The 26,940-nt window shown below is 64.2% G+C and carries 25 protein-coding genes; 10 read left to right on the top strand and 15 right to left on the bottom strand.

Features of this window, described 5'->3' with window-relative positions:
* Positions 1-86: 86 nt before the first annotated feature.
* From NP3_RS17160 to NP3_RS17125, 8 genes are read right to left on the bottom strand one after another with little or no spacing between them, the layout of a single operon-like run.
* Positions 87-1,265 (bottom strand): MlaD family protein, encoded by a 1,179-nt coding sequence (locus NP3_RS17160; RefSeq protein WP_063042485.1) that lies wholly within the window; start codon positions 1,263-1,265, stop codon positions 87-89.
* On the bottom strand, positions 1,262-2,374 hold the full coding sequence (locus NP3_RS17155) for an MCE family protein (protein WP_063042483.1): 1,113 nt from the start codon (positions 2,372-2,374) through the stop codon (positions 1,262-1,264). The genes NP3_RS17160 and NP3_RS17155 overlap by 4 nt, the downstream gene beginning before the upstream one ends.
* Entirely contained in the window at positions 2,371-3,480 is a 1,110-nt protein-coding gene (locus NP3_RS17150) for an MCE family protein (RefSeq protein WP_063042481.1), read from the bottom strand. Before NP3_RS17150 ends, NP3_RS17155 begins: the two co-directional genes overlap by 4 nt.
* A complete protein-coding gene (locus NP3_RS17145) occupies positions 3,477-4,472 on the bottom strand; it encodes an MCE family protein (protein ID WP_063042480.1) in 996 nt (331 codons plus the stop codon). The genes NP3_RS17150 and NP3_RS17145 overlap by 4 nt, the downstream gene beginning before the upstream one ends.
* Positions 4,472-5,515: an MCE family protein gene (locus NP3_RS17140; protein WP_063042479.1), complete on the bottom strand. Its 1,044-nt coding sequence runs from the start codon at positions 5,513-5,515 to the stop codon at positions 4,472-4,474. The genes NP3_RS17145 and NP3_RS17140 overlap by 1 nt, the downstream gene beginning before the upstream one ends.
* Positions 5,512-7,005, bottom strand: coding sequence for an MCE family protein (locus NP3_RS17135; protein WP_063042478.1), 1,494 nt, complete (start codon positions 7,003-7,005; stop codon positions 5,512-5,514). The genes NP3_RS17140 and NP3_RS17135 overlap by 4 nt, the downstream gene beginning before the upstream one ends.
* A 6-nt stretch (positions 7,006-7,011) precedes the next feature.
* On the bottom strand, positions 7,012-7,875 hold the full coding sequence (locus tag NP3_RS17130; protein WP_063042477.1) for an ABC transporter permease: 864 nt from the start codon (positions 7,873-7,875) through the stop codon (positions 7,012-7,014).
* A gap of 4 nt (positions 7,876-7,879) precedes the next feature.
* The gene (locus NP3_RS17125) at positions 7,880-8,698 is read right to left on the bottom strand and encodes an MlaE family ABC transporter permease (protein ID WP_174566228.1); all 819 of its coding nucleotides are present in this window, start codon (positions 8,696-8,698) and stop codon (positions 7,880-7,882) included.
* A gap of 600 nt (positions 8,699-9,298) precedes the next feature.
* Between NP3_RS17125 and NP3_RS17120 the strand changes: the two genes are divergently transcribed.
* On the top strand, positions 9,299-9,970 hold the full coding sequence (locus NP3_RS17120; protein WP_063042527.1) for a S1 family peptidase: 672 nt from the start codon (positions 9,299-9,301) through the stop codon (positions 9,968-9,970).
* 43 nt (positions 9,971-10,013) lie between these two features.
* Here NP3_RS17120 and NP3_RS17115 read toward each other — a convergent pair whose 3' ends face one another.
* Together NP3_RS17115 and lppU are read right to left on the bottom strand one after the other, a co-directional pair.
* Positions 10,014-11,534, bottom strand: coding sequence for an MFS transporter (locus NP3_RS17115; protein ID WP_063042474.1), 1,521 nt, complete (start codon positions 11,532-11,534; stop codon positions 10,014-10,016).
* A gap of 39 nt (positions 11,535-11,573) precedes the next feature.
* The gene (gene lppU, locus NP3_RS17110) at positions 11,574-12,224 is read right to left on the bottom strand and encodes an LppU family putative lipoprotein (protein WP_063042525.1); all 651 of its coding nucleotides are present in this window, start codon (positions 12,222-12,224) and stop codon (positions 11,574-11,576) included.
* Between the two features lie 273 nt (positions 12,225-12,497).
* Between lppU and NP3_RS17105 the strand changes: the two genes are divergently transcribed.
* The 8 genes from NP3_RS17105 (at position 12,498) to NP3_RS17070 (ending at position 21,550) form a co-directional block, all read left to right on the top strand.
* On the top strand, positions 12,498-13,052 hold the full coding sequence (locus tag NP3_RS17105) for a DUF6764 family protein (RefSeq protein ID WP_063042472.1): 555 nt from the start codon (positions 12,498-12,500) through the stop codon (positions 13,050-13,052).
* A 37-nt stretch (positions 13,053-13,089) separates the two neighbouring features.
* Complete coding sequence (locus NP3_RS17100) at positions 13,090-14,364, top strand: serine hydrolase domain-containing protein (protein WP_063042470.1); 1,275 nt, start codon at positions 13,090-13,092, stop codon at positions 14,362-14,364.
* Between the two features lie 16 nt (positions 14,365-14,380).
* Positions 14,381-15,772 carry a cytochrome P450 gene (locus tag NP3_RS17095; protein WP_084508648.1) on the top strand — a complete coding sequence of 464 codons (1,392 nt, stop codon included), beginning with the start codon at positions 14,381-14,383 and terminating at the stop codon, positions 15,770-15,772.
* A gap of 385 nt (positions 15,773-16,157) precedes the next feature.
* Positions 16,158-17,063 (top strand): L,D-transpeptidase, encoded by a 906-nt coding sequence (locus NP3_RS17090; protein WP_063042468.1) that lies wholly within the window; start codon positions 16,158-16,160, stop codon positions 17,061-17,063.
* A gap of 253 nt (positions 17,064-17,316) precedes the next feature.
* On the top strand, positions 17,317-18,246 hold the full coding sequence (locus NP3_RS17085; protein WP_063042466.1) for a carbohydrate ABC transporter permease: 930 nt from the start codon (positions 17,317-17,319) through the stop codon (positions 18,244-18,246).
* 62 nt (positions 18,247-18,308) lie between these two features.
* Positions 18,309-19,100, top strand: a complete 792-nt coding sequence (locus NP3_RS17080; RefSeq protein WP_245720980.1) for a carbohydrate ABC transporter permease — start codon at positions 18,309-18,311, stop codon at positions 19,098-19,100.
* Between the two features lie 16 nt (positions 19,101-19,116).
* On the top strand, positions 19,117-20,445 hold the full coding sequence (locus tag NP3_RS17075; protein ID WP_084508647.1) for an ABC transporter substrate-binding protein: 1,329 nt from the start codon (positions 19,117-19,119) through the stop codon (positions 20,443-20,445).
* 25 nt (positions 20,446-20,470) lie between these two features.
* Positions 20,471-21,550 (top strand): ABC transporter ATP-binding protein, encoded by a 1,080-nt coding sequence (locus NP3_RS17070; RefSeq protein WP_063042462.1) that lies wholly within the window; start codon positions 20,471-20,473, stop codon positions 21,548-21,550.
* 30 nt (positions 21,551-21,580) lie between these two features.
* On the opposite strand, the gene NP3_RS17065 is transcribed toward NP3_RS17070, so the two are convergent.
* From NP3_RS17065 to NP3_RS17055, 3 genes are all read right to left on the bottom strand, one after another.
* A complete protein-coding gene (locus NP3_RS17065; protein WP_174566227.1) occupies positions 21,581-23,599 on the bottom strand; it encodes a M13 family metallopeptidase in 2,019 nt (672 codons plus the stop codon).
* A 79-nt stretch (positions 23,600-23,678) separates the two neighbouring features.
* Positions 23,679-24,056 carry a DUF397 domain-containing protein gene (locus NP3_RS17060; RefSeq protein ID WP_040697841.1) on the bottom strand — a complete coding sequence of 126 codons (378 nt, stop codon included), beginning with the start codon at positions 24,054-24,056 and terminating at the stop codon, positions 23,679-23,681.
* A 10-nt stretch (positions 24,057-24,066) separates the two neighbouring features.
* Entirely contained in the window at positions 24,067-24,918 is an 852-nt protein-coding gene (locus NP3_RS17055) for a Scr1 family TA system antitoxin-like transcriptional regulator (RefSeq protein WP_063042458.1), read from the bottom strand.
* Positions 24,919-25,050: 132 nt separating this feature from the next.
* On the opposite strand from NP3_RS17055, the gene NP3_RS17050 reads away from it, so the two are divergent.
* Entirely contained in the window at positions 25,051-25,602 is a 552-nt protein-coding gene (locus tag NP3_RS17050; RefSeq protein ID WP_063042456.1) for a hypothetical protein, read from the top strand.
* Here NP3_RS17050 and NP3_RS17045 read toward each other — a convergent pair.
* Positions 25,580-26,062 carry a DUF4190 domain-containing protein gene (locus NP3_RS17045; protein WP_063042454.1) on the bottom strand — a complete coding sequence of 161 codons (483 nt, stop codon included), beginning with the start codon at positions 26,060-26,062 and terminating at the stop codon, positions 25,580-25,582. The genes NP3_RS17050 and NP3_RS17045 overlap by 23 nt on opposite strands.
* 78 nt (positions 26,063-26,140) lie before the next feature.
* A complete protein-coding gene (locus NP3_RS17040; RefSeq protein ID WP_063042519.1) occupies positions 26,141-26,923 on the bottom strand; it encodes a pirin family protein in 783 nt (260 codons plus the stop codon).
* Positions 26,924-26,940 lie beyond the last annotated feature (17 nt).

Below are 26,940 nucleotides of genomic sequence, written 5' to 3'. Positions count from 1 at the left end.
CCCGGCCCGGTATCGCACGCCCGGGCCGGGGTAACTCACCGTCGAATACGTACCGCTCGCTGTGTCAACTCGCCGCAGTGTTCGGTTCACCGCAGCGGCGGCGGGGTCATTTCATTCGGATCCGCGCCCGGCGGCATCTGCGCGCCATTGTCCGGCACATTCGGGCGCGGGGCATTCGCCGAACCGCGCACCTGCAGTCCGGGCGGCGGATTCTCGCAGTAGTTCCACTTGGGCAGCGAGCCGTCCTGGACCACCTCATTGCGAATCGGCGTGTGCTTGTACTGGCAGATCGGCCGAACCCAGATATCCGCGACAGCGTGGAACTCGTTGTCGTGCGCCGGCACTCCAGCCGCGGACAACCCGATGTTCAGTGAGGGGAACAGCGCCTGCAGCGCCGGAATCCGCAGCTGCGCGGCCCGCGTCATCGCCGCGAAGTTGGCCGCGAGACTGGTGATCGGATCGGCGGTCTTGTCCAGCACCGCACCGAGACTCGTCAGCTGTCCCGGCGCCTTCTCCAGCACCGCCTGCAGTTCACCGTTGGCATTGTTGAACTGGTCGAACAGCTGGCCCGAATTGCGGGTCAGCGTCGCGAGATCGGGCTGTGCCATCGAGGTGGTGTTCGCGATGGTGCGCAGGTTGGTGATCAGATTCTGGGTCTGCGGCAGCAGATTGTCGAAACCGGCCATGGCCAGGCTGATGCCGTTCACCATGCCGCGCAACTGATCCGGGCCGCCACTGAGCGCGGTGTCCAGGTTGGCAAGGATGACGCTGAACTTATCCGGATCGACCTGATCGATCAGCGCTCTGGAGTTGTCGAGCACCGACCAGATCGGGGTCGGGGTCTTGATCTTCTCCGCATCGAATTCGATGACCGCACCGTCCTTCAGGAACGGCGCCTGCTCGGAATTCGGCCGGAAGTCGATGTACTGCTCACCGGCACCGGAGAGCGCGCCCACCGATATCTTGGTGTCGGCCGGAATCTTGTACTTGCTGTCGATTTCGGCCTTCGCGGCGATGGATTGACCTCGATCGACCAACTCGATCGAGGTCACCTTGCCGATGCGATAACCCCGCAGGGTCACATCGTTGCCCGGCTGCAGACCACCGGAGCGGTCCAGGTTCACCGTGACGGCATAGGTCGACTTCAGTGGATTCACCCGCATGACGGACACCAGCAGATAGCTGGCTCCGACGACGAACACCAGCACCAGGCCGATAGTGGACAGCAGCATCTTGCGCTGCATCAATTTGCCGAGCCAACTCATCGGTGACCCCCCTGCAGTCGTCCTTGAATCGCCTGCAGAACGGTGATCAGGCTGCCCGCGAAGTCGCTGAGATCGCGGCCGTCGAAGAACTTGCCCTGCGCCGGATCCGACAACAAGCTGAAGTTGTGGATATTGGTGACGGTGGCGTAGACAGCGAGGCTGTTACCGCGGAAGGACGCGTCGATCGGGCCACGTATTTCGCGCAGCGCATCCAATGCGGGACCGAAGTTCTGCTCGGACTGCGACAGGGCGGTCATCAGCTTGTGCACATTGTCGAGTAGATCGCTCAGTTGGTCGCTGGAGGTGTTGGCATAGTCGCCGAGCGCCGCGCTGGTCACCGAAATCTTCTGCAGCAGATCACCGATGGCCCGGTTGTTCTCCGCGACGGCGCCGATCATCTGCGGCAATGTATCGGCGACCTGACCCAATTCCGCGTGCCTGCCCTCGATGGTGTTGGCGAGCGAGCTGAACTGGGCGAGCACGCTGTCCACCCGGGCGCTGTTGTCGTTCAAACTGCCTACCACGCCGGTCATTTCATTGATCAGATGCGCTATCTGATCGCCGCGACCACCAACGATGGAATCCATCTCCGAGGTCAGCTTGGTCAGCGCGGCCACGCCACCGCCATTGAACAACATGGATACCGAGATCAACAACTCCTCGACGGTGGCGCCCGCCGAGGTCTTATCTCGACCGAGGGTCTCGCCGTCGTGCAGCATCGGAGACCCCGGAGCCGGTTCGGGCTTGGGCTTGGACACCGCGACGAACACGTCACCGAGCGGGGTGGCCTGGCGTAGTTCCGCGGTACTGCCGACCGGCAGTTCGATGTCCTTGCTGATCTTCAGATCGACAATGGCCTCGAAGTTCTTGGTCTTGATATTGGAGACCACACCGACATCGGAGCCACCGATCTTCACCTTCGCCTGATCTGGCAGGTTCAGCGCGTTCTCGAATTTCGCATGCAGGGTGTAGGTTTCACCGCTCGCGCCCGGTTTGGGCAGCGGCAGGCTCTCCACCGTGAGACCACAACCGGAGGTGATGGCGACCCCCGATGCCGCGGCCAGTGCGATCAGTGCGCGGCGGGCTTTCAATGTGAACCGGTCGCTCATTTGGTCATCCCCAGCAGTGCCGCCGTAACACCAAGGTCCGGACCGAGGTCCTCCAGTTTGCCGGTCCGGCAACCATCCGAGCGCATTTGAATCCGTTCACAGAACACGCTCAGCAGTTCGCCGTTGAGGAAGGTCGGCAGGTTGCCGTGCAGCCGGACGTAACCCAATTCCCGGTTCATCGACCGGTCCAGGTTCTGCATGAGCAGCGGCGCGATGTCGACGACCTCGGTCAGGCCGCGGGCGTTGGCACGCAACTGATCGGTCACCTTGGTCAGACCCGCGAGCGAACTGCCCAGCTGATCCTGGTACTGCACGAAGACCGAGCTCGTATTGGCCAGGAAGTCGTTGAGCTGCTGCAGCGTGGCCTGCAGGCCGGGGGCCTGATCGGCGAGCAGTCCGGTCATCTGCGTCATGCGATTGCTGAAATCGCGTACGGACTGGTCGTTTTCGGCCAACATCGTGGTCAGCTCGTTCAATTTGACAATGATGCTGGCAACCGCGTCCTTGTTGTCGACGCCGACCTTCAACGCGCCGGAGAGCGCGTTGAGGGTGTCACGCATCTTCTCGCCGTTGCCGTTCAACATCGGATAGAGCACCCGACCCGACAGCGGGCCGATGCCCTCGGGACCACCCGGTTTCGGCTCGAGCGCGGCGGCGAACTGATCGATGGTCTTGAGCATTGTGTCCAGCTCGACCGGCGTCTTGGTCTTCGCCTTCGGCAGATGCGCACCGTTGGACATGGCCTCGCCCTGGGTATAGACAGGGGTGAGTTCGATGTGCCGGTCGGTCACGATGGACGGCGAAACGATCGCTGCCATCGCGTCCTTCGGGATCTTGACATCCTTGTCGATCGTCATGTGCACCTCGACCAGCGTGCCCTTGGGAATGATCTTGTCGATCTTGCCGACTTGCAGGCCGAGCACCGTGACCGGATTGCCCTCGAAGACACCCGCGATGTTCTCGAAGTCCGCGGTGATCGTCATCGTGTTGCCCAGCGCGCTGTCCACCGAACTCGGCACCAGCGAGCAACTACCGATAGCCAGGGCCGCGGCGCTGATCATCAGTGGTTTGGCCGCCCGGCGCAGGTTGATTCGCATCAGTCTCATCCCTTGCACCCCTCGATCATGTGGGCGAAGCACAACCAATTGTCGGGGAAGAGCCAGGGGAGGCCGACCTCACCGTACGGACCGTTGCCGAACGCGTTGTTGAAAGTGCGCACTGACACCGGCATGATCTGCAACATCCGGTCGAGGTTGTCCTTGTTCTTCTGCAGGCCCTCCGCCATGGTGTTCAGCTGCTCGATGGTCGGGCCGAGCTGGTTGTTATTGGCCGCACCGATCTCCTGCAGCTGGCGGCTCAGCGTCGAGACATTGTCGAGCAGCTGGCGCAGCAGGCTCTGCCGTTCCATCACCCGGTTGGCGATGGCCTCGCCCTGGGTGATCACCAACAGCACGCTGTTGCGGTTGTCGCCGAGAATCCTGGTGACCCGGTCGAGATCCTTCAGCAGGCTGTCGACCTCCGCCTTGCGCGAATCCATCACCTTCGCCAGCGCGCCGACGCTGTCCAGCGCCTGCGCCGTCAGCGCGGGCGAATCGCCCAACTGCTTGTTGATCAGATCGAGCGAAGTGGCCAGCTGCTTGGTGTCGAGCGCCTCGAACTTCGGCGTGCCGTACTCGACCACATCGGCCAGGTTGTACGGAACCGAAGTGTTGGACAACGGGATTCGGCCGTTCTTCAATCCCGACCCGTCGCCCGGATCGAGATCGACGTAGCGCGCGCCGAGCAGCGTCGCCATCTTGATCGAGGCCCTGGCATCCGGTCCGAGCTTCACATCGTCGTTCACGCTGAGAGTGAGCAGGATATGCCCGTTCTCCAGCTTCGCACCGGCCACATGTCCGCTCGGGACACCGGCCACATTGACCTTGTCGCCGACCTTGACCCCGGCGGTCTGCACGAACTCGGCCTTGACCGTCTTCTCACCGACGCCGATCAGCTTGTAAGCGCTCGAGCCGAGCAGCAGCACGATGATGAGGACGCCACCGATGACACCCAGCCAGAAGTAGCGGTTGCCGTTGAAGCTGTCCTTGATCTTGGTCATCATGGGCGGCACACCGCCGACTGTCCGTTGCCACCGATCTGTGGGAGCAGACCGCGGGGGAGCAGGATGCCGTACAGCGAGACGTCCAGCTTGCAGAAGTACGCATTCGCGTAGGCGCCGTCCTGGGTGAACTTGCCGAGGGCGGACAGCGCCGCGGGCAGGTCGATCGCGGCTTGGTCGAGTTTGGCGCCATTGGCGATCAGCATTGTCAGCGCCGCGCTCGTCGAATCCTGTGCGGTGGCCAGCTTCGGCTGGATCTTGCCCATCATGTCCACCAGTCCGCTGGTCGCGTCCGCGATCTGCACCGTGGACGCTTGCAGCGACTGGCCCTGGTCGTACAGGCCGCCGATCAGTGCCCGGGTCTGGGTAACCAGGGTCTCCAATTCATCACCTCGCTTGGCCAACCCCGACATCACGCCGCTGAGGTTGGTGATCACATCGCTGAGAATCGCGTCTCGGCGCTGGAAATCCGTGGCCAGGGTGGCGGCCTGAGTGATGAACGCGCTCAACGAAACTCGGTCACCCTGCAATGCCTGGATGAAGGTCTCCGAGAGCCGGTTCACCTGCTCGGGCTGCAACACCTGGAACAGCGGCTGGAATCCGTTGAGCAGTCCGGACACATCGAAGGACGGTTCGGTGCGCTCGAGCGGAATGGTGGCCTTGTTCTTCAACGCGGCGGGGCTCGCCGCCTTGCCCGGGGCCAGCGCGACATAACGCTGGCCGATCAGGTTCTGGTAGCGCACCAGCGCCTTGGTGTCGTCGTACACCGTCTGGTTGCGCTGCACGATGAAGGTCACATTGGCGAGGGACTTCTTGGTCTTGGAATCCCGGGTGAGTTCGATCTTTTCGACCTTGCCGACCCGCACACCCGCCATCCGGACGTCATCGCCCTCGCGCAGGCCGAGCACATCGCTAAAGGTCGCAGTGTAGGTATTGGTATCACCCTCCACGACCCGCGCGAGCGTATTCCAGACGACGACGGTGACCAGGATCGAGACGATCGCGAAGAGGCCGAAGCCGATCAGCGGTTTACGGATGCTCATTCGACCACACCTCGGACCTGCAGGGTGCCCCCGCGCATTGCCGAACCCAGCAGCAGATATTCGGCCGCCGTCGGCCGACGACCGAGCAGCGCCACGATCGCGGCATCTCCTTCGTACGAAATCGGACCGGCGCTTGCGGGCGCACTCGCCGGTTGGGCGGGCACGGCCGGAGCCGCGGGCTGGTCGGCGGAGGGTTGCGCACCCGGCGCCGGCGGCGCGAGATTCGGGAACAGTCCCTCCAGCGGCGTACCCGCGAACGGGCTGGTCGGCTTCGGCTCGGCCGAGGTCGTCGCGAGCGGATCACCCGACGAAGTGAGACCAGGGATCTCCGGGAAGCCCGCGGGCAGTGGCAGTTTCGCCAAGCCCTGCGCGGTTTCCAGCGAACGCGGCTTCATCGAGTCAGGCAGATAGCCAGGATCGGAGACTGCCGGTGCGGTGGCACAGCTCGGTCCGGCCAGATTTCCGTAGCGCGGGCAGTCGGCCTGTTCGTAGGGCCGGTACGGGGTGAGTGTCGCACCGGCATTCCAGACCATCTGCCGCTGCGGACCCCAGTGGAAGGTCGTATTCAACTTGCGCAGCGAGTTGTTCAGCGAGGCGATGGTGTCCGGAATCGAATTCGCGTCCGAGGCAAGCGCGCCGAACATATCGCTGGTCCCCGCCGTGACCTGCTTACCGATATCACCGTTGCGGGCGAACAGGCCGTTGACCGTATCCACTGTGCCCGCCGTACCGCTGATCAGGGCGACCAGCTGGGACCGGTGATCGGCGATGGTCTGCGCGGTCTTCACCGAACTGCCGAGGACATCGAGCAATTCGGGCGCGGACTCATTGAGCGCATGAGCCGAGGCCGAGAAATCATCGAGCAGCACACCGAGATCGGGGATGGACTCGTCCACCGAAGTCAGCCACTTGTCCAGCCGCTCGATGGTGGATCCCGGCATCCGGCCGCTGCCGTCCAGCGCCTGGGAAAGCGTGCCGAGCACCCGGCCGAACTGGACCGGGTCGATTTTGGTGAGGACGGTCCGGACCTTGGTGAGGGTGTCCTGCAGCGCGATGGTGCCCTGGCTCTCGTCCTGCTTGATGATCGAGCCCTCGCGCAGGTACGTGTCCGCAGGACCGTTGAAGACCAATTCCACCGAGGTGACGGCGAACAGGTTGCTCGGCACCACCCGGGCGGTCACGTTCGCCGGGATGTCGCCGGCGAACTCTGGTTTGAGGTCGATCTTCACCTTCTGCCGCGCACCCTTGTCGACGACATCGACATGCTCGACCACGCCGACCAGCACGCCGCGGAACTTCACGTCGGCCTCGCTGGGCAGTCCGTCACCGGTGTCGCCCACATCGGCGACCACATGCACCTTCGGCACGAAATAGCCTTGGTATCTCGCCATCAGGAAGCCGAGGATCAGCGCGAAGACGACGAGTCCGCATACGCCTGCGACCAACAGTTGCCGCATCGTGGGGCCACGCCCACTGGGATCGATGATCATCTCGTCCTACCCCGAGATCCGGATGCCGGGATTGACGCCCCAGATCGCCAATGTCATGAACAGGTCCGCGAAAACCACGATGATGATGCACATCTTGATGGCCCGACCGGCCGCGACACCCACGCCCTCCGGACCGCCCGAGGCGAAAAAGCCGTAGTAGCACTGGATGAACGTGGTGATCGCGACGAACACCATCGCCTTGGCCAGTGAGTAGAGCACGTCTGTCGGTATCAGGAACTGATAGAAGTAGTGCGCGTAGGTACCGCTGGAGGTGTTGCCGATCAGTTGCACCGTGAGCGAGCAGGAAATGTAGGCCATGGCCAGGCCCAGGCAGTAGAGCGGAACGATGGCGATCATCGCCGCGAACATCCTGGTGCTCACCAGATACGGCAGCGGCCGGATCGCGATCGACTCGAGCGCGTCGATCTCCTCGGAGATCCGCATCGCGCCGAGCTGCGCGGTGAATCGACAGCCTGCCTGGGCGGCGAAGGCGAGTGCCGCGAGCAGCGGCCCCAACTCCCTGGTGGTCGCGAATGCGGAGATGGCGCCGGTGATCGGGCTCAGGCCGAGCAGATTCAGCGAGGTGTAGCCCTGGATGCCGACCGTCATCCCGCCGAACGCGCTGAGGATGAGGATGACGCCGATGGTGCCGCCACCGACGACCAGGCTGCCGTTGCCCCAGGTGACATCCGAAAGCAGCCGCCAGACTTCCTTCGGATAGTGCCGCAGCGCCAACGGGATCGAGCCCACCGACCGCAGGAAGAAGAACACCTGGTGCCCCAGACGGGCAACCATATCCACCGGGACCTGCGCGGACTTCTTTATTTGCCGAAGTGGCCGCAGCAGCGGCGGTACATAGGTTGTTGACACCGGCTCAGACCACCTGTGGGGGGAGGAGAACGTTGTAGATCTGGGTGATGATCAAGTTCACGCCGAACAACATGATGGCGGAACTGACCACCGCGGAGTTCACCGAGTTGGCGACTCCGCCCGGACCGCCCCGGGTATTGAGCCCGGTATCACAGGCGATGATCGCAGCGAGCAACCCGAAGATCAACGATTTCACCAGTGCGACAAGCAGATCGATGGTGACGGCGAACGAGGAGAAGGTGCCGATATAGGAACCGGGAGTGCCGTTCTGCGCGAAAATATTGAAAATGTAGCCAGTCAAAAATCCGACGAATACGACAAAGCCGCACAGCAATACGCTGACCAGCATCGCCGCCCCGAGCCGGGGCGCGACCAGACGACGCAGCGGATCCACCCCCATCACGCGCATCGCGTCGATCTCTTCGCGGATGGTGCGGGAACCGAGATCGGCGGTGATCGCCGAACCGACCGCACCCGCGATCATCAGCGAGGTGACCAGCGGCGCACCCTGCTGAATGATGCCGAGACCGTTCGCCGCGCCGATGAACGAGGTCGCACCGACCTGGCTGGCGACCGCGCCGACCTGGATGGAAACGATCACGCCGATCGGGATGGCGACCAGCAGTGTCGGTGCCGCCGCGACGCTGGACATGAACGCACACTGGCGGATGAACTCACGATAAGGAAAGCGGCGTCGGAATATCGCGATGAACAACTCCGCGACCGCCGCGAACCCCATCGTGATCTGCCTGCCGAAGGTCTCCAAGGAGCGTTTCGGATGGTCTTCCCAGTAGGCCTTCGTCCAATCGACCGCGTCACTCATCCGTGACTGCGCTGGTGGACTCTTGGTCGACTGCACTGGCTAACCCCTCTCGACGCCGGTAACCAAACCCCGACGACTTGTTTGCTTGAGGCACCTTACTACGGAGTAGCCCAGAACACACCCACCACCGTGTGATCGCAGTCATAGATTGGAGTCACTGTAGGGAAAACGCAATGAGCAGTGGCTCGACCTTTGGGACGGGTCCCAAAGTTAACGGTGATACTTCTAGAGCCCGTACTGTTCTACCGGCTCCGATCAGCCCCGCATATAGCCTGTTCGACCATTTACGCGGATAATATTCATGCAAAATATGCGCGCGATTCGAATGGCTTCTACGGTACCGATCAACATACAACCGAAACACAATCGGTCACTTTGTGATGATTGCAGTAATAGACTTTCGCTATCGCGAGGAAATGAGACGCTGCATCCGAAATGTCGAAAAGTGCGATCTTCGCCGACGCGTTCGTCATCGGACAGCAGACCGTTTCGGGCGACCCGCAAGTGATCGCTACCGATAGAGGACGCGCCCGGAGCCGAATACTGACACGATGGGTGCGACAGATTGATATCGTGCGGACTTCCGACGTCTGGAGGGACATGTTCAGCAAACTCGCCAAGGTGGCCAACGCTGCCTTCGCCGTAGCTCTTGGTGCGGCACTGGTCGCGACGGGGGCCGGGACCGCGGAGGCCGCGGGGCCACCCGTCATCGGCGGTGGGTCGGGAATCATTATCGATAATCAGTTCGAATGCACTGTCACGACGGTCGGTTACGACGGCGGGGGCCGGTTGGTCGGCCTGACCGCGGGACACTGCGGCGACCCGGGCGCTCAGGTGTACGCCGAACTCGACCGCGGCGCAGGCGTGATCGGCCGGTTCGTCTACTCCAACCACGATCTCGACTACGCCATCATCCAATTCGATCCGGCCAAGATCACCCCGGTGAACCGGATCGGCAATGTCACCATCACCGGCATCGGCGGCCCGGCCCAGTTCCCGATGATCGTCTGCAAGGAGGGCCGCACCACCGGCAATACCTGCGGCATCGCCTACGGTGACCTGTTCGGCACCAACATGGAGACCTGGTCGCAGATGTGTGTGGTGGAGGGCGATTCCGGGGCACCGGTCGTCGTCGGCACCACACTGGTCGGGATGGTGAACGCGTATCTCGCCATCGCCTGCTTCGGACCCGAGGTCGGCACCAATATGAGCTCGATCATGGGCGATATCAATGCCCGTGGCAGCGTCGGGGCGGGCTTCAACCCGATCTAGCCAGGATCAGTCGAATACCGAATGAGCGGGTCGAACGACCCGCTCATTCTGTTTTGTGCAGCGGCGCCAGCGCCGGACCCGCCACCCCGCACTGCGGCATGCAGTCGACATTGTCCAGTGTCGCGGCGCGGCGCGGGGCGCGCAGTAGTACCGCCGCGATCAGCGCACCGGCCACCAGCAGGCCGACGCAGATCCACATCGCGACGCCGAAGCCACGGTCGAATTCCACTGGGTCGCCGAGCGATCCGGAGATGCCTGCGAGCCCGGGCAGCGCGGCGACCGCGAGCAGCTGGGCGGTACGGGCCACGGCATTGTTCACCCCGGAGGCGATACCCGCCTCACTGGCGGGCACCGCGCCGAGTACCGCACCGGTGAGTGGCGCGACCAATACCGACAGGCCGAAACCGAAGACCAGCACGCCAGGGAGTACATCGGTCAGATAGGTGGTATCGGGTCCGATGCGCAGCAGCAATACCAGGCCGAGCGCGGCGAGCAGCGGACCGACCGTCATGGGAATACGCGCACCGTGCACCTGCGCCCAACGACCCGCGGGCGCGGAAAGCACCAGCATGATCAATGTGACCGGAACGGTGGCCACCCCCGACATCAGCGGCGTGTATTTCGCCACCAGTTGCAGCTGCATGACCAGAAGGAAGAAGACACCGCCGAGCGCGGCGTAGACCGCGAGGGTGACCAGATTCGCGGCGGTGAAGACCCGACCGCCGGAAGCGACGGGCCCGGGGGAGGCAGCCTGCGTAACCACGGAGGGCCCCGCTCCCGGCGAAAATGTCCCAGCGAACAGCGAAGGCGGCACCAGCGGATGGTCGCTGCGCATTTCGATCACCACGAAGACCGTGAGCAGCAGCAGACCGACGACCACCAGCAGCGGCATCGCATCTATCAGACCGAAGGTCAACGCGCCGAGGGCCACCGCGACCACCACCGCACCCGGAACATCCAGTCGCGCCGAGGCATTCGGGTCGTGACTCTCCGGCACATGCCGCAGCGTGACGAGCACGACGACCACCGCGAGCGGCACATTGATGAAGAAGATGGACTGCCAGCCTGCCAACTCGATCAGCCAGCCGCCGAGGAACGGACCGAGTGCGCCCGCGACGCCACCGAAGCCGGACCACAGCCCGATCGCCGCACCCTGATCGCGTTGATCGATGGATGAGGAAATCAGCGCGAGGCTGCCCGGGGTGAGCATCGCACCCGCAACACCCTGCAGGATACGGGCGACGACGAGCATCTCGATATTCACCGCGGCACCACAGAGCACCGAGGCCAGCGCGAAACCGATGACACCCCAGACGAATACCTTGCGGCGGCCGAGATGATCGCCGAGCGAGCCGCCGAGCAGGATGAACGAGGCCAGGGTCAGCGTGTAGCCGTTGAGTGTCCACTGCAGGCCCGCGACATCGGTGTCGAGAGATTCGCCGATGCGCGGCAGCGCGATATTGACGACGGTGGCATCCAGTGAGGCCACCGACGAACCGAGGATGGTGGCCAGCAGGATCCAGCGGCCGGTAGCCGAACCCAGCCGGGGTAACTCAGCACTCACGGACCAAACGTAGCCGCTACCGGCCGATTTTCGTGGGCGTCAGAGATTTTGGACGCAGACCACGAAGCGCCGCGTCGGGTACTCGAAGCCGCTGCTGCTGCCGCAGACGCTGGCATCGTCGGCGCCCTGCTGGATATTGGTCACCTTCACGCCCTGGCTGACGCGTTCGGTGCAGTCGATGCGCTTGGGATCCTCGCCGCTGATATCCATGCAGCCACCGACGACCCAGTCGATATCCAGGCAGATCGCGCCCTGCTGCACGCCGTTCAGGGTTTCGAAGTAGGCGGAGTCGCGGTCGGCGACGCACTGCGAACTGGTCGCCGCCTTGCCGATGACCTTGTAGTTCGAGGCCCGGCTGCCACAGGAGGCCTTGGCGATGGTTGCGTTGTCGGTGGTGCCGCCGAGCGTCACGCAGTCACCGACATTGGCCTGGAAATCGGTGCTGCCGCCCTTGGTCGCCGAGGTGGTCGCCGTCGGCTTACCGGAGGACGGGCGAGCACTGGTCGTCGGCCTTCCCGAGGTAGGCCTGGCACCTGAGGTTTTCGGCGTGTTGGTGGACGAGACCGCATCGATGGTCCCGTTTATGGCGGGCTGGGCATTGCCGCTGATTTTATTGCCGCAGCCCGCTAGCGAGAGCGCGGCGACGACGGAGACCGCGGCGATGGCCGCGGTCGCGAGGCGACCCGAGATCGGTTGACGAGACACTTACAGTCCTCCCGGCTGTAACGCTCCGAACTCATACCCCCGTCGGAATCCGAAGTGATCTAGCAAAGCGTGAAATACCACGCCATGCATACACCACCGAGCGCAGGTGCGTCGAGTCGACAGCAACCGCATCGGAGAAGCGCGGTGTCGGCCCAATTGTTGGTTCGATCACTGTGGCACCGCGGTGGACCAGCGGAATCGGTTTCGCAGCAACCGATCTGAGTATGGTGGGGTTTCCGGTGTGAGAGGAGTTCGTCCGTGAAGCTGATCAGCGCGATCGCTTGCACCGCCGCAACGTTCGGCGCCGCGCTGATCCACCCCGCAGTGGCCTCGGCAACCGATGTGCACTGCGCTTCCGACGGTGGGACGGATATCACCGTGATCGACGGGAGCACCGCATGCCGGGCCACGGCCGAATCCCTCGGCCGGGCACGGGCGGCCGGATACGACGGAGTCGGCTATGCCCGAGCCGGCCTGGGTGCCGCCGCGATCGGCATCGGCGCGGCGGGCGGTGTGGGCGCCAGCGACGGAGTCGGTGGAATTCCGATCGCGCTCGGCTTCGGCGCCGATGCCGTCGCGCTGACCTCGATCGTCGCTCCGGCAACGGATTCCGAGACCGACCAACCGAGCCCGCCCACCCCGCTGTTCGCGGTATCGATCGCCTTCGACGGCTCGCGCGCACAGGTCACGACCGCCGACAGCGCGGTGGTGTGCCTGGGCACAGCGGCCTTCGCGTGGAATTCGGCAACCGGTGCGACCTGTCTGACCACGCCTTTCGGTCGCTGGCAAACGCCACGATCCGAGTTAGGCTGAGAATTCGGCCCCAGCCAGCCAGCAGGAGGTGTGACCCATGGTTTCAGCCTTCCCCGCACCGGACCGATGGCCAGCCGCGCCACTGGAGATGCTCGTCGATCCGAGATTCGTCCGCCTCGCGGATCATTTCTTCGGCATGTTCGCCCAGCCGACGCGTGGCGGCGGTGCGCTCGCGATCTATCTCGACGGTCGACCCGTCGTCGATATCTGGGCGGGCTGGGCGGCCAAGGATCGACGTTGGAACGGCGAGAATGTCGCGCTCACCTTCTCCACCGGCAAGGGCGTCGCCGCGACCGTGGTGCACCGGCTGGCCGAGCGCGGGCAGATCGAATACGAAGCCCCGGTCACCACCTACTGGCCGGAGTTCGGCGCACACGGCAAGGACGACATAACGGTGCGCGATGTGCTCTCGCACCGCGCCGGACTGCACCGGGTGCGCGGCCTGGTTCCCGGCCGGGAGGGCATCCTCGACTACGACGCCGTGGTGACGGCGCTGGCCGAGAGCCCCGCCGACCCGCGGCGCATCCGCACATCGGGCTATCACGCGATCACCTTCGGCTGGCTGGTGGCCGAGATCGTGCAGCGCGTCACCGGTGATCCGTTCACCGATGTGGTGCGGCGCGAGATCGCGGAACCACTCGGCTATGACGAATTCTGGTTCCGGGTACCGGAATCCGAGCGCTATCGGATCGCCAAGATCTTTCCGCATCTGAATCCACCCGGAATCCGTTGGAACACCGCGTCATCGGTGCTGTCCTGGGTGCGGCCGGTGCGCGGACTCGCCGAGGCGGGGATGCCGGAGAGCTTCGACGAACTCGTCCGCGATCCGCGCGTGCACGATGCGGTGATGCCGGGCTGGAACGGTGTCTTCTCGGCGCGCGCACTGGCCAGAATGTACGGGGCCCTCGCGAATAAGGGGCGGGTCGAGGCGTTGGACCCCGAACGCGGTGGTCACGCCATCGACGCGGTGCAGTTCCTGCGACCGGAGACGATCGCGATCATCAATGAAACGCAGCGGGCCGACAGCCGCGACTATGTGCTCGGGGTGCCGCTGAAATTCACCCTCGGCTATCACCGTCCGGTCGTGATGTCCAAGCAGCAGCCGCGGAAAGCCTTCGGCCACTATGGACTCGGCGGTTCGGGCGCCTATGCCGATCCGGAACTGGGCATGTCTATCGCCTTCGTCACCAACCGGCTCGGCAATGCGGTGACCGCGCTCGGGGACGCCCGGCTCGCGCGCTTGGCCGCCCTCGCCGAGAACACGGTGCGCAGGGGGCGCCCGAAGGGGGCGGTCGAACCGGGACCGGCGTGAGTTCGTAGCTATAGATATGGAGCACGCGGGCGCATCCGAGGAAACGGCGCTGGACGCCGCGTCTTCGACGCCGCGAGCACCGAGGATGGTGGTTGCGCACGCATTGGCGGCGGGCATCGATTTCGAGCGGTACTTCCGTTGGCGACGCGAACGCGAGGGCGATCCGTTCTACGTGCGGTTTCCCGGTTTCGGCGCGGCGCTGTTCACCGGCACGGCCGACGGTGCCCGCGAATTCTTCCGCGCGCCGATCGATCTGCTCGAACCGCCGCGACCGAATCCGATCGAACCGCTGGTCGGCTCCGCGTCGCTCATCCTGGCCGCGGGCGAGCGACACCGGCGCGATCGGGCATTGCTCGCACCCGCGTTCCACGGTGCGCGGATCCGCGCCTACGGCGAACTCATCCGCGAGTCAACCATCGCCGAAATATCCGGCAGCACAGGCGAATCCCGCCCGGCCTGGACACCGGGCACGCGCATCGACTCGCGGGCGGCAGCCAGGGCGATCACTTTGCGGGTGATTCTGGAGGCGGTATTCGGGGTGGACAGCCGCGAGCGCCGCGCCGAATACACCGCCGCGGTCGCGGAATTCCTCACCGCCTACTCCGGACCGCTGATGCTGGTGCCCGCACTGCGCCACGGGCTGTTCGGCCGGGCGCCGTGGGATCGGTTCGTCGCCGCGCGCGAGCGGCTCGACGAGCTGATCCTGACCGATATCGCGCGGCGCCGAGCCGTCGGCTCGGTCGGCGCCGACATTCTCGGTCTCCTGCTCGCGACCAGCTATGACGACGGCACCTCGATCACCGATGACGATCTGTGCGAGCAACTGCGCACCCTGCTCGTCGCCGGACACGAGACCACCGCGACCGGTCTGGTGTGGGCGCTGTTCCATCTGCATCGAGAACCCGAGGCGTTGCAGCGCCTGCGCGCCGAACTGGACGCGGTCGGCCCCGACGCCTCCCCACTCGAGCTGGCCGGGCTGCCTTTCCTGGACGCGGTGTGCCAGGAGACACTGCGGCTGCATCCCGCGGTGCCGATCGTGCTGCGCAGGCTGACCGCGCCGTTCGCATTGCGCGGTGTCGAGCTCGCGGCGGGCGACACCATGGGCATCGCGCTGCCGCTGCTGCATTCCGATCCCGCGGTGTGGACGGATCCTCAGCTCTTCCGGCCGGAGCGGTTCATCGATCGCAAGTACCGGCCGTACGAGTTCGCCCCCTTCGGCGGCGGGCATCGACGGTGTGTCGGGGCATCGCTGGCCGACTACGAACTGCGGATCGTGCTCGCGACCATTCTCGGTCGACGGCGGCTGCGATTGCCACCGCGGTATGCGCGCGGGCGGGTGCCGCTGTCGGTGCCGCACAACATCGCGACGGGTCCGCATCGGTCGATCCCATTCGATGTCGTTTCGTGATTTATCTCACGAAGGAGTTTGGCTCATTTGCGGCTCGGACGACTTGACGGCCGCCGTGAGCCATCGAGGCTCACCCGATCTGACCGGCCTATTTCACGAATGATCATGACCCCCAACGGCATATGTGTCGCTCGCCACACCCTGCGATCAGCACGAATCAATCCGAAACGCCACTGGCCACGGATGGCCATGGACGGTAGGAAGGACGCCAGGGTCGGGTGCGTCATATACCCGTGGGGTGCTTCGTGTGCCCCGCGCCGTTTTTCCGTGGACGTTCGCACGGAATCCACGAAGCGTTTTCGTGAAACCGCCCTGCGAGCTCCACACCGATGAGAGATCTCGCTGCGCCACGGCGTAGGCGAGAGATGGATTGGACGAGAAACTTATGCATGCCGCTTTGCACACCGGGACGTCGACTGCTCCTCGTCGGGGAGCGCTAGCCCGCCGACTCCGGCAGGGCATCCTATTGTCGGCGGCGATCGCCGCGGTGGGCATCACCGCCGTCGCACCGGCTCAGGCCGATCCGGCATTGCCGGGTGTCAGCACCGGCTCCTCTACCTCGACCGCCACCGATCCGGGAGCCACGGCGAACTTCGCGCCGCCGAGCATCAGCCCGGGTGACGGCGAGACCGTCGGCGTCGCGCAGCCGGTCATCATCAACTTCAAGGATCCGGTGACCGATCACGCCACCGCCGAGCAGGCCATCAGGATCACCTCCTCGAATCCGGCGCCGGGCCACTTCTACTGGTTCGGCGACAAGCAGGTGCGCTGGCGGCCGAACGAGTTCTGGCCGGCCAATACCGATGTGACCGTCGAGGCGGGCGGCACCCGCACCGCATACCGCATCGGTGACGCCTTCATCACCACCGCCGACGACGACACCCACACCATCACGATCACTCGCAACGGCGAGGAGATCATGACGATGCCGACCTCGATGGGTAAGACCAAGCACGAGACCCCGAACGGCACCTACTTCGTCGGCGAGCAGCTGCGCAAGATGACCATGGATTCGTCCACCTACGGTGTGCCGACCACCGATCCCGAGGGCTACAAGGTCGAGGTCGAGTACGCCACCCGGATCTCCAACAGCGGCATCTTCGTGCACGCGGCCCCGTGGTCGGTTGCGCAGCAAGGTGTTTCGGATGCCAGCCACGGCTGCCTGAATGTCAGCACCGAGAACGCCAAGTGGTTCTTCGAGAACGCCAAGAAGGGCGACCCGGTCATCGTCCAGAACACCAAGGGCGGGACCCTGAACTCCCGCGACGGCTACGGCGACTGGAACGAGTGAAGTAACCAACCCGACGTCCAAGCTCAGCTCGGCCCAGGCGCGATCGCCTGGGCCGAGTTCGTTTTGTTCAACTGATGGTGTTCCGGAATTCCCGGACGACGGACCAGTTGCCAGTTAATCTCCCGAGTGGCGCAACGCTTCGAACTGATTGCGGGAGAACATGGGTAACTCATCGGGTACGCCCAGCAAGAAGTTCAGCGTATCGGCGTTCGGTGTTAACCGATCGTTTGCTACGCGCCGTAAAGCTTCGGCCGTGCGAACCAGGCCGGAGCGAGTACTGCCGCAACCGCGTGGGCGTGGCCTGCGCAATCGGCCGTGGCAGGACTATGCGCTGTTCCTGGTGTTGCTCGGGCCGAATCTGGTGCTGCTGACGCTGTTCGTCTACCGCCCGCTGGCCGACAATATCCGGCTCTCGTTCACCGACTTCAATATCTCCGACAACTTCGTGACCTACATCGGGTTCGCGAACTACCGAGAGTGGTGGGGCCGCGACGACTCCTGGCAGATCGTCACCAATACGGTGGTGTTCACCCTGGCCGCGGTGGTCGGCAGCATGGTGCTCGGCCTGGCGCTGGCCCTGCTACTGGACCGTAAGCTGTTCGGGCGCAACGTGGTTCGCTCGGCCATCTTCGCGCCATTCGTCATCTCCGGCGCGGCCATCGGTGTGGCCTTCCAGTTCATCTTCGATCCCAGCTTCGGTCTGATCCAGGATCTGCTGCACCGCATCGGCGTCGACAAGGTGCCGGACTTCTACCAGGATCCGCACTGGGCGCTGTTCATGGTGACGGTCACCTATATCTGGAAGAACCTCGGCTACACCTTCGTCATCTACCTGGCCGCGCTCCAGGGCACCCGCGCCGATCTCATGGAGGCGGCCGAGATGGACGGCGCGAGCCGCTGGACCACGTTCACCAAGGTGCTGCTGCCACAACTGCGCCCGACCACCTTCTTCCTGTCCATCACGGTGCTGCTGAACTCGCTGCAGGTCTTCGACATCATCAATGTGATGACGCGCGGCGGGCCTCTCGGCACCGGCACCACGACCATGGTCTACCAGGTCTACGAAGAGTCCTTCCGCAACTTCCGGGCCGGCTACGGCGCGACGGTCGCCACCATCATGTTCCTCGTGCTGCTGGTCGTCACGCTGGTCCAGGTGCGCATCATGGATCGGGGCGAGCAGTGAGCGTAGAGACTCTTTCATATCGCCGCAGACAGCGGGCGGTGACGGTGCTCGGATACGCCGCGATGGTATGTGTGCTGATCATCGTCGGCGTTCCACTGTTCTGGATCTTCATCACCTCGTTCAAGGCGCGTCCGGACATCTACACCCAGCCCGCGGTGTACTGGCCGCACAGTTGGCATCCGGCGAACTACGAGGACGCCACCACGACGTTGCCGTTCTGGACCTTCCTGCGCAATTCGCTGATCATCACCGGGATCATCGCGCTGGTGAAATTCGTGCTCGGCGTGTTCAGCGCGTACGGCCTGGTGTTCCTGCGGTTTCCGGGCAAGACCCTGGTGTTCCTGGTGATCATCGCGGCGCTGATGGTGCCCAACCAGATCACGGTGATCTCCAACTATGCGCTGATCGCCCAGTTGGGTTGGCGAAATACCTTCCAGGGCATCATCATTCCGCTCTGCGGGGTGGCCTTCGGCACCTTCCTGATGCGCAATCACTTCCTCTCACTGCCCTCGGAGGTCATCGAGGCGGCCCGGATGGACGGCGCCAACTGGTGGCGCCTGCTCACCCGGGTGGTGCTGCCGATGTCCGGACCGACAATGGTGGCCTTCGCGGTGGTCACGCTGGTCAACGAGTGGAACGAATACCTCTGGCCGTTCCTGATGGCCGATGACACCAGGGTCGCCACACTGCCGGTCGGCCTGACCCTCTTGCAGAACACCGAGAATCCGAGCGTCACCAACTGGGGACCGGTGATGGCGGGGACGCTGCTGACCATGCTGCCGATCCTCATCGTCTTCCTGCTGCTACAGCGCCACATGATCAAGGGCCTCACCTCAGGTGCGGTCAAGGGTTAACCGAACAGGAGAATCAGTGTCCACTTCACAATTCCCGGCACTGTCGCGGCGCGGATTCATCGGCCTGGCCGGTGCGCTTGCGGCGGGTACCGCACTGACCGCATGCGCGGGCAGCGGCGGTGGCGGCAAGCAGTCCGGTGACGCCAACACCATCACCTTCTGGTCGAATCACCCTGGCACCTCGAAGGAACTCGAGGCCGAGCTGATCAACCGGTTTCAGGCAAAGTATCCGGATCTGAAGGTCAATCTGGTCGACGCGGGTAAGAACTACGAGGAGGTGTCGCAGAAGTTCAATGCGGCGCTGTCCGGCGGTGAGCTGCCCGATGTCGTTGTGCTGTCGGATGTCTGGTGGTTCAACTACGCGCTCAACGGCACCATCGAACCGCTCGATTCGCATTTCGCCGACGCCGGGGTCAAGCTCGACGACTACGTCGATTCGCTGGCCGCCGACTATGTCTTCAACGGTAAGCATTACGCGCTGCCGTATGCGCGCTCGACACCGCTGTTCTACTACAACAAAGACGTCTGGGCGAAGGCCGGTCTGCCCGACCGCGGCCCGCAGAGCTGGCCGGAATTCGACGAGTGGGGTCCGAAGATCCAGTCGGTGGTCGGCGACGGCAAGCTCGCGCACGGCTGGGGTGACGCCAAGAACTACCTGGCCTGGACGTTCCAGGGCCCGAACTGGACCTTCGGCGGCGCCTACTCCGACCAGTGGACGCTGAAGTTCACCGACCCCAAAACCATTGCGGCGGGCCAATTCCTGCGCGATATGATCCACACCAAGAAGTACGCGGGCATCAAACCGCAGATCGCCGTCGACTTCGGCACCGGCGTCATCGCCTCCACCATCGCCTCCACCGGCGATCTGCGGGGCATCCAGAAGAACGCCGAGGGCAAACTGCAATTCGGCACCGCATTCCTGCCGCATCCCAACGGCCCCGGCGTCACCACCGGCGGCGCCGGGCTGGCGATACCGTCGCGGATCTCGGATCAGCGGAAGGTGAACGCGCTGAAGTTCATCGAGTTCATCACCAATGCCGCCAATACCGCTTACTTCTCGCAGGGCACCGGTTATATGCCGGTGCGCAAGTCCGCGGTGACCGATCCGAGCGAGGTCGACTTCCTGGCGAAGAATCCGAATGCGAAGGTCGCCATCGAGCAGCTCGCGGTGACCAAATCGCAGGATTACGCGCGAGTTTTCGTGCCTGGCGGTGACCAGATCATCGGCACCGGGCTGGAGCAGATCGGTCTGCAGAATGCCGATCCGGCAACGGCTTTCGCGAATGTGGCCAGTCAGCTGCAGACCATTATCGACCGGCAGATCACGCCGAAGCTGCCCAAGTAGTACCGACCAAGAGGAGATCGACGCCGTGGCAACAGTGCACTTCGACGGGGTGACGCATCTGTATCCCGGTGCGCAGGCGTCCGCCGTCGACAACCTGGAGCTCGATATCGCCGACGGGGAATTCATCGTCCTCGTCGGCCCATCGGGTTGCGGCAAATCGACCAGTCTGCGGATGCTGGCCGGATTGGAATCCGTAGCGACGGGTCGCATCCTGATCGGCGGTAAGGACGTCACCGGACTCCCGCCGCGTGCCCGCGATGTGGCGATGGTATTCCAGAGCTACGCGCTCTATCCGAATATGACGGTCGCGCAGAATATGGGCTTCGCCCTGCGCAATGCCGGAATGAACAAGGCGGACACCGCGGTTCGAGTGCAGGAAGCGGCCAAGATGCTCGAACTCGAGCATCTGCTCGACCGCAAACCGGCGAAACTTTCCGGCGGGCAACGCCAGCGCGTCGCGATGGGGCGCGCCATCGTGCGCCGACCCCAGGTCTTCTGCATGGACGAACCCCTGTCCAACCTGGATGCGAAACTGCGGGTGAGCACCCGCTCCCAGATCGCCGCGCTGCAGAAGCGTCTCGGCACCACCACCGTCTATGTCACCCACGACCAGGTCGAGGCCATGACCATGGGCGATCGGGTCGCGGTGCTGCGCGAAGGGAGGCTCCAGCAGATCGCCAATCCCCGTGAGCTCTACGACGATCCGGTCAATACCTTCGTCGCGGGGTTCATCGGCTCACCCGGCATGAACCTGCTCGACGCCCCGGTTCGCGACGGCGCCGCCGTCCTGGGCGACCTGCGAATTCCCTTGCCCCGCAGCACAACCGGCGAGCGGGTCATTGTCGGCATCCGTCCGGAATCCTGGGAAACCACCACCGAAACCGATAACAGCCTCGCCGTGGCCGCCGAACTGCTCGAGGAACTCGGCGCCGAATCCTTCATCTACAGCCACGGCGTCACCGATGAATGGAACAGCCGCTCCGGCAAGGTGGTGGCGCGGGTGGACCGCCGCTTCCAAGTGGCACTCGGTGATCGCCTGCGCCTGCGCCCGAAACTCGACGAGATCTTCTTCTTCGACGGCGAAACCGAGGAACGCCTGCGCTGAGCGCGCGGCGTCCTCGGCCCAGCCGCGTGCTCACCAGATCTTGACGCGCTGCGCGGGCTCCAGATACAGCTCGTCGCCGGGCTGCACATCGAAAGCCTCGTGGAAGCTGTCGATATTGCGAACCACCGCATTGCAACGGAATTCCGGCGGCGAGTGCGGGTCGGTGGCGAGGCGGCGGATCGCCTCCTCATTCCGGGCCTTGGTCCGCCACACCTGTGCCCAACCGTAGAAGACGCGCTGCAGACCGCTCAGACCGTCGATGACCGGCGGCTCCTCGCCTTCGAGCGAAATACGGTAGGCGGCCAGGGCAATGGACAGCCCGCCCAGGTCACCGATGTTCTCGCCGATGGTGAATTCGCCGTTGACGGTGTGGTCGCCGGCCAGCGCCTTGGGTGATAGCACGTTGTACTGGTCGATCAAAGCCTTTGTGCGCTTACCGAATTCGGTGCGATCGGCATCGGTCCACCAGTCGATCATATTGCCGTCGCCGTCGTACTTGGCGCCCTGATCGTCGAAACCGTGGCCGATTTCGTGACCGATCACCGCGCCGATGCCGCCGTAGTTGGCGGCGTCGTCGGCGTGCATATCGAAGAACGGCGGTTGCAGAATGGCCGCGGGGAAGACGATTTCGTTCATGCCCGGGTTGTAGTAGGCGTTCACCGTCTGCGGGGTCATGAACCATTCGCCACGATCGACGGGACCGCCGAGCTTGTTCAGATCGCGATCGTGTTCGGCGGCATAGCCGCGCCGGTAGTTGCCGACCAGATCGGACGGGACGATGACGATGGCGGAGTAGTCGCGCCACTTGTCCGGATAGCCGATCTTGGGCGTGAACTTCTCCAGCTTGGCCAGCGCGGCCGCCCTGGTATCCGGCCCCATCCAGTCCAGCTCGGCGATATTACGGCGGTAGGCCTCCTGCAGATTGGCGACCAGCTCGACCATCCGTGCCTTGGCCTCCGGTGGAAAGTGTTCGCCGACATACAGTTTGCCGACCGCCTCACCGAGCAGATCCTGCACCAGCGAAACACCGCGCTTCCAGCGTTCCCGGTTCTCCTGCGCGCCGGTCAGGGTGCGACCGTAGAAGTCGAAGTTCTCCTCGACGATCGCATCGGTGAGATAGGCCGCCCGCGAACGCAACAGCCGCCAGATCGCCCACGCCTGCCAGTCCGCGAGCGGTTCGGCCGCCCAGGTCTGCGCGAAGGTGCGCACGTAATCCGGCTGGCGCACAACCACTTCGGCGAACAGTTCGGGACCCGACTTCGCAATACCCTCGGCGAGCGCGGCAGTCCAGGCGTGCCAATCGAATTCCGGGTGCTCGGCGACCAGCGCGTCGTAGGTGGTGAGGTTGTAGCTCAACTCGGCGTCGCGGCGGCGCACCACATCCCAGTGCCCGGCCGCGAGCTTGCGCTCCAATTCGAAGATCCGCTGTCCGACCGTCGTCAGGTCGGCGGGCAGCAGCGCGGCGATCTGCGGTTCGGCGGCGGCCAGCGCGAACATCCGGCCGATGTGCTCGACATATCGGTCCCGGATCTCGGCGAATTCGTCCTGCCGGTAATAGGACTCGTCGGGCAGCCCGATCCCGGACTGGGTGGCGTGCACCAGATACCGGTTGGAGTTCTTGTCGTCGGTGTCGACATAGAAACCCAGCGCGCCCCCGACGCCGGTGCGCTGCAGGCGACCCAGTAGCGCGGCGAAGGCACTGCGATCGGCGACCTCGTGGATCTCGGTGAGTTCCCCTGCGACGGGCGCCAGCCCGAGCGAGGCCACCGTATCGGTGTCCATGAAGCTCGAGTACAGATCGCCGATCTTGCGCGCATCACTGCCGTGCGGCGGCGCCGAGTCGGCGGCCTGCCGGATGATCGTCTGCACATCCAGCTCCGCCTGGTCGTACAGCGTCCGGAAGGCGCCGTCGACCGCACGATCCGCCGGTATCTCATAGGTATCCAGCCACCCGCCGTTGACATGGGCGAACAGATCGTCCTGAACGCGCACGGCGTGGTCGAGGTGGGAGAGATCGATACCGGAGGGACTGCTCAGATCGGAAGTCACGATGTCCAGTATGCAGAGATGGGACGGAGGCCGCCGTCGCCGAGGTTGGCCCCGGCCGCGTCACGGCCGGGGTAGGCGGTCAGGCGGGCAGGATGATGCGATCGAATTCGCCGTCGCGTGCGCCGGCGATGAACGCATCCCACTCTTCGGGAGTGTAGGAGAGGGTTATATCGCCGTGGCGCAGGGTAGCGCTGCCATCGGCGCAAGTTTGTGCGATCAGCTCGTTATGCGATCGGCCGCTGTTGAGAAGGTTGATGAACGAGGTCCAGAGGCTCGCGGTGACGGTGATGATGGGCTCTTCAGCGGGGCGGTTGGCCGGGTTGCGGCGGTATTTGCTGTCACGGATGAGCACCGCGTCACCATCGAACCGGACTTCGACGCATTGATTGCCGTTGTTCGATCGACTCGACGTGAACCAGTCGGTGAAAACCGACCGGAGGGTAGCGGTGGTGGCCATGGGCAGGATTTTACACTCGTGCATACCTGCTGATCAGGGCCAATGATGCTGCACGATTCAACGATTGTTCCAGTGCGCGAACGTAAGCGAAGCTCAAATCGCGCACCTGTTCCGGATCGTCGACCGCGCCACCGAAGACCGCGCTCTCGGCCCACGCGAAGGTCGGCAGCTGTTCACCGGCGAAGTCGATCAGATGGAAACTGGACCCGCCGAGCACCGCGCCCGCCTTCGCCGCGAACGGGATGACGCGCACCTCGATATTGTCGAGTTGCTCGATCGTCTTCGCCAGATACTCCAACTGTCCGCGCAGCACCTCCGGCCCACCGGTCTGCTGCAGCAGGGTGCCCTCACCGATGACCGCGGTCAGTTCCACCCGGCCCTTGCCGCGCAACCGCTCCTGCCGCCGCATCCGAATGGCTACCAATTGCTCGACCTGAACCGGCCGGATCATCACATCGGCACTGATGAGCGCCCGCGCGTAGTCCTCGGACTGCAGCAGACCCGGGAAAACCAAACTGTCATAACTGCGAATGCTCTGCGCGCCGAACTCCATGCCGTACAGCCGCTGCAGTTCCGGCCCGATCAGGGCCGACGATTTGGCCCACCAGCCGCGCTGCTTACTCGCCTCCAGCAGCGTCAGCAACTCCCCGCGTTCCTCGGCATCCACCTCGAGCAGTTCGAGCACCGGGCCGATGGTGTTCGTGGTGAGCACGCGTCGCCCCTTCTCGACGTGCGACCAGTTCGCCGGGGTGAACCCGACCCGCTTGGCGAAGGTGGCCGAATCGAAGCCGCGCTGTTCGCGCAATTCGCGCAGGCGCAGCACCAGCTCCCAGCGAGCAACGGTCGGGGAAACGGGCGCCATGGCTCGAGATGGTACGCCGGAAATTTACTCGGCGTGTGACTATTGTCAAGGAACTTGTGCGGGTCTAGTGTCGATTTCAGCGGCAACCTTCGGTTTTACGTCGATCCACTCAAAGTCGAGGCGAGGTTCGTCATGAGTACGTCGCGAATGGAATCGGGTAGCTACCTGGCAGCCCAGGATTTCGCGGCGGCCCAGGACGCCCTGGCGCGATGTCGCCGCTATCGCAAGGACAACGGTCTCTATGGGGTCGTCGATCCGGGACTCGGGCGAATTCTGTTGGAAGTCGGCGCGGTCGGCGCCATCGTCATGCCCGCGGTACTCGGCAAGCGGGTGCGGGCCTACCTCCTGGCCAACTACGGGCGGACTGGACCGATCATCGCGCATCCGCGCTCCAGCCGTTGGTCCTTCCTGACCGGTCCGACCGATAACTCGTACCTGGATATGACGCTGTTCCCGGAGTTGTTCCGGGTCTGCGCTTCGGTGGCGCTGCCCGGCAGCCGGATCGTGCTGCCCTCACCGACCGACGAGCTCAGCGGCTACCGGATCTGGATCGCACCGCCCGAGGGCGACTACCGCCCCGAACTGGGCGATGTCATCGCCGCCACCCGGACGTGCGCGAACAGCGGCGGCCGGTCGGTCGTCAATGGCATCAAGGGTTTTGTCAAGGGGTCGGGCGCGGAGTGAGCGTCACGCTGAAGCTCTGCTCGATGCTGTGCTCCCACTTGTCCCGGCACTCGTTTTGTTTGGTCTGATCGTTGCCCGCCTTCTGCAGACAGTCGAGATAGTCCTTGCCACCGGAGTCGACGAAGAAGCTCCAGCCGACGATGCTGAGCACGACCGCGGCGACCAGCGCGAGCACACCCAGGATCAAGCCGGTGACCGCCATGCCCGTGCCGCCCGCGCTGCCGGAACGAATCTTGACCAGCGCGATGATGCCGAAGATCAGCGCGAAGAAGCCGAACAGATAACCGCCGATCAGCGTCCAGCAGCTCAGGAAGCCGAGGATGCCGAGCACCAGTGTGGTGATCGCCAAGCCCTTGCGCTTGGGAGATTCCTGCCAATAGTTCGGCTGCCCCTGACCCGGCGGCGGCGGGTACTGACCCGGCGGCGGCGGGTACTGACCCGGTGGCGGATATTGCGCCATGGGACTTCCTCTCAGCCGGTGCGCCTGCGCTGCAGTCGCCTTCTGATCGCACTCCCTGGGATGTTGATGCCGGGGGGGTTATTCCGAGCCGAGCCGCGCGTGCATCTCCCAGACCAGGATCTCCGCCGGCCCATGGGCGGTCACCAGCTGCCCACCCGATCTGGTCAGGCGCACGGCGTCACCCACGTACAACGGACCGACGCCCTCCATCTCCACTTCGCCCCTTGCGACGAACAGATGCAGGTACGGCGCGTCGGGTAGGTCGATCGCCTGCTCGGTTTCCCCGCTGTCCGCCAACCGCGCCACATGCATCGCCGAATGGCTGCTACCGATGGCGATCGCGGTCCGATCGCGATAGCGCGGCAGGCCGGAGGCCACGGTCACCAGGCCGCCGCGGGCCAATTCGTCGTCGATCTCGAGCTGCTGATATCCGGGCTCCGAGCCCGGCTCGTCCGGCACCACCCACATCTGCACGAAATGGACCGGCTGGTCGTGTTCGGTGCCGTGGTCCAGACGCCAGGAGTCGTTCTTCTCCGAATGCAGAATTCCGGTGCCCGCGCTCATCCGCTGTGCCAGACCTGGATAGATGACGCCGCTGTGCCCGAGCGAATCCTGGTGCACCAGCGAGCCGCCGAGCACCCAGGTCACGATCTCCATATCCCGGTGCGGATGGGTTTCGAAGCCCTGACCAGGGGAAACAATATCTTCGTTATTGACGAGCAGCAGCCCGTGATGGGTGTTGTCGGGATCGTAGTGCTCCCCGAAGGAGAACGAGTGCTTCGAATCCAGCCAGGACACGCGCGTTTTCATGCGATCGCCGCCGCGATGGACATCGATGTGTGGTGTCGTGAGTGTGGACATCATGGTCCTCCTCTCGG

The sequence above is a fragment of the Nocardia pseudovaccinii NBRC 100343 genome, assembly GCF_001613225.1.
GTDB classification, from domain to species: domain Bacteria; phylum Actinomycetota; class Actinomycetes; order Mycobacteriales; family Mycobacteriaceae; genus Nocardia; species Nocardia pseudovaccinii.
Note: the sequence above shows the minus strand (reverse complement) of the source record. Positions and strands in the feature narration are given on the sequence as shown.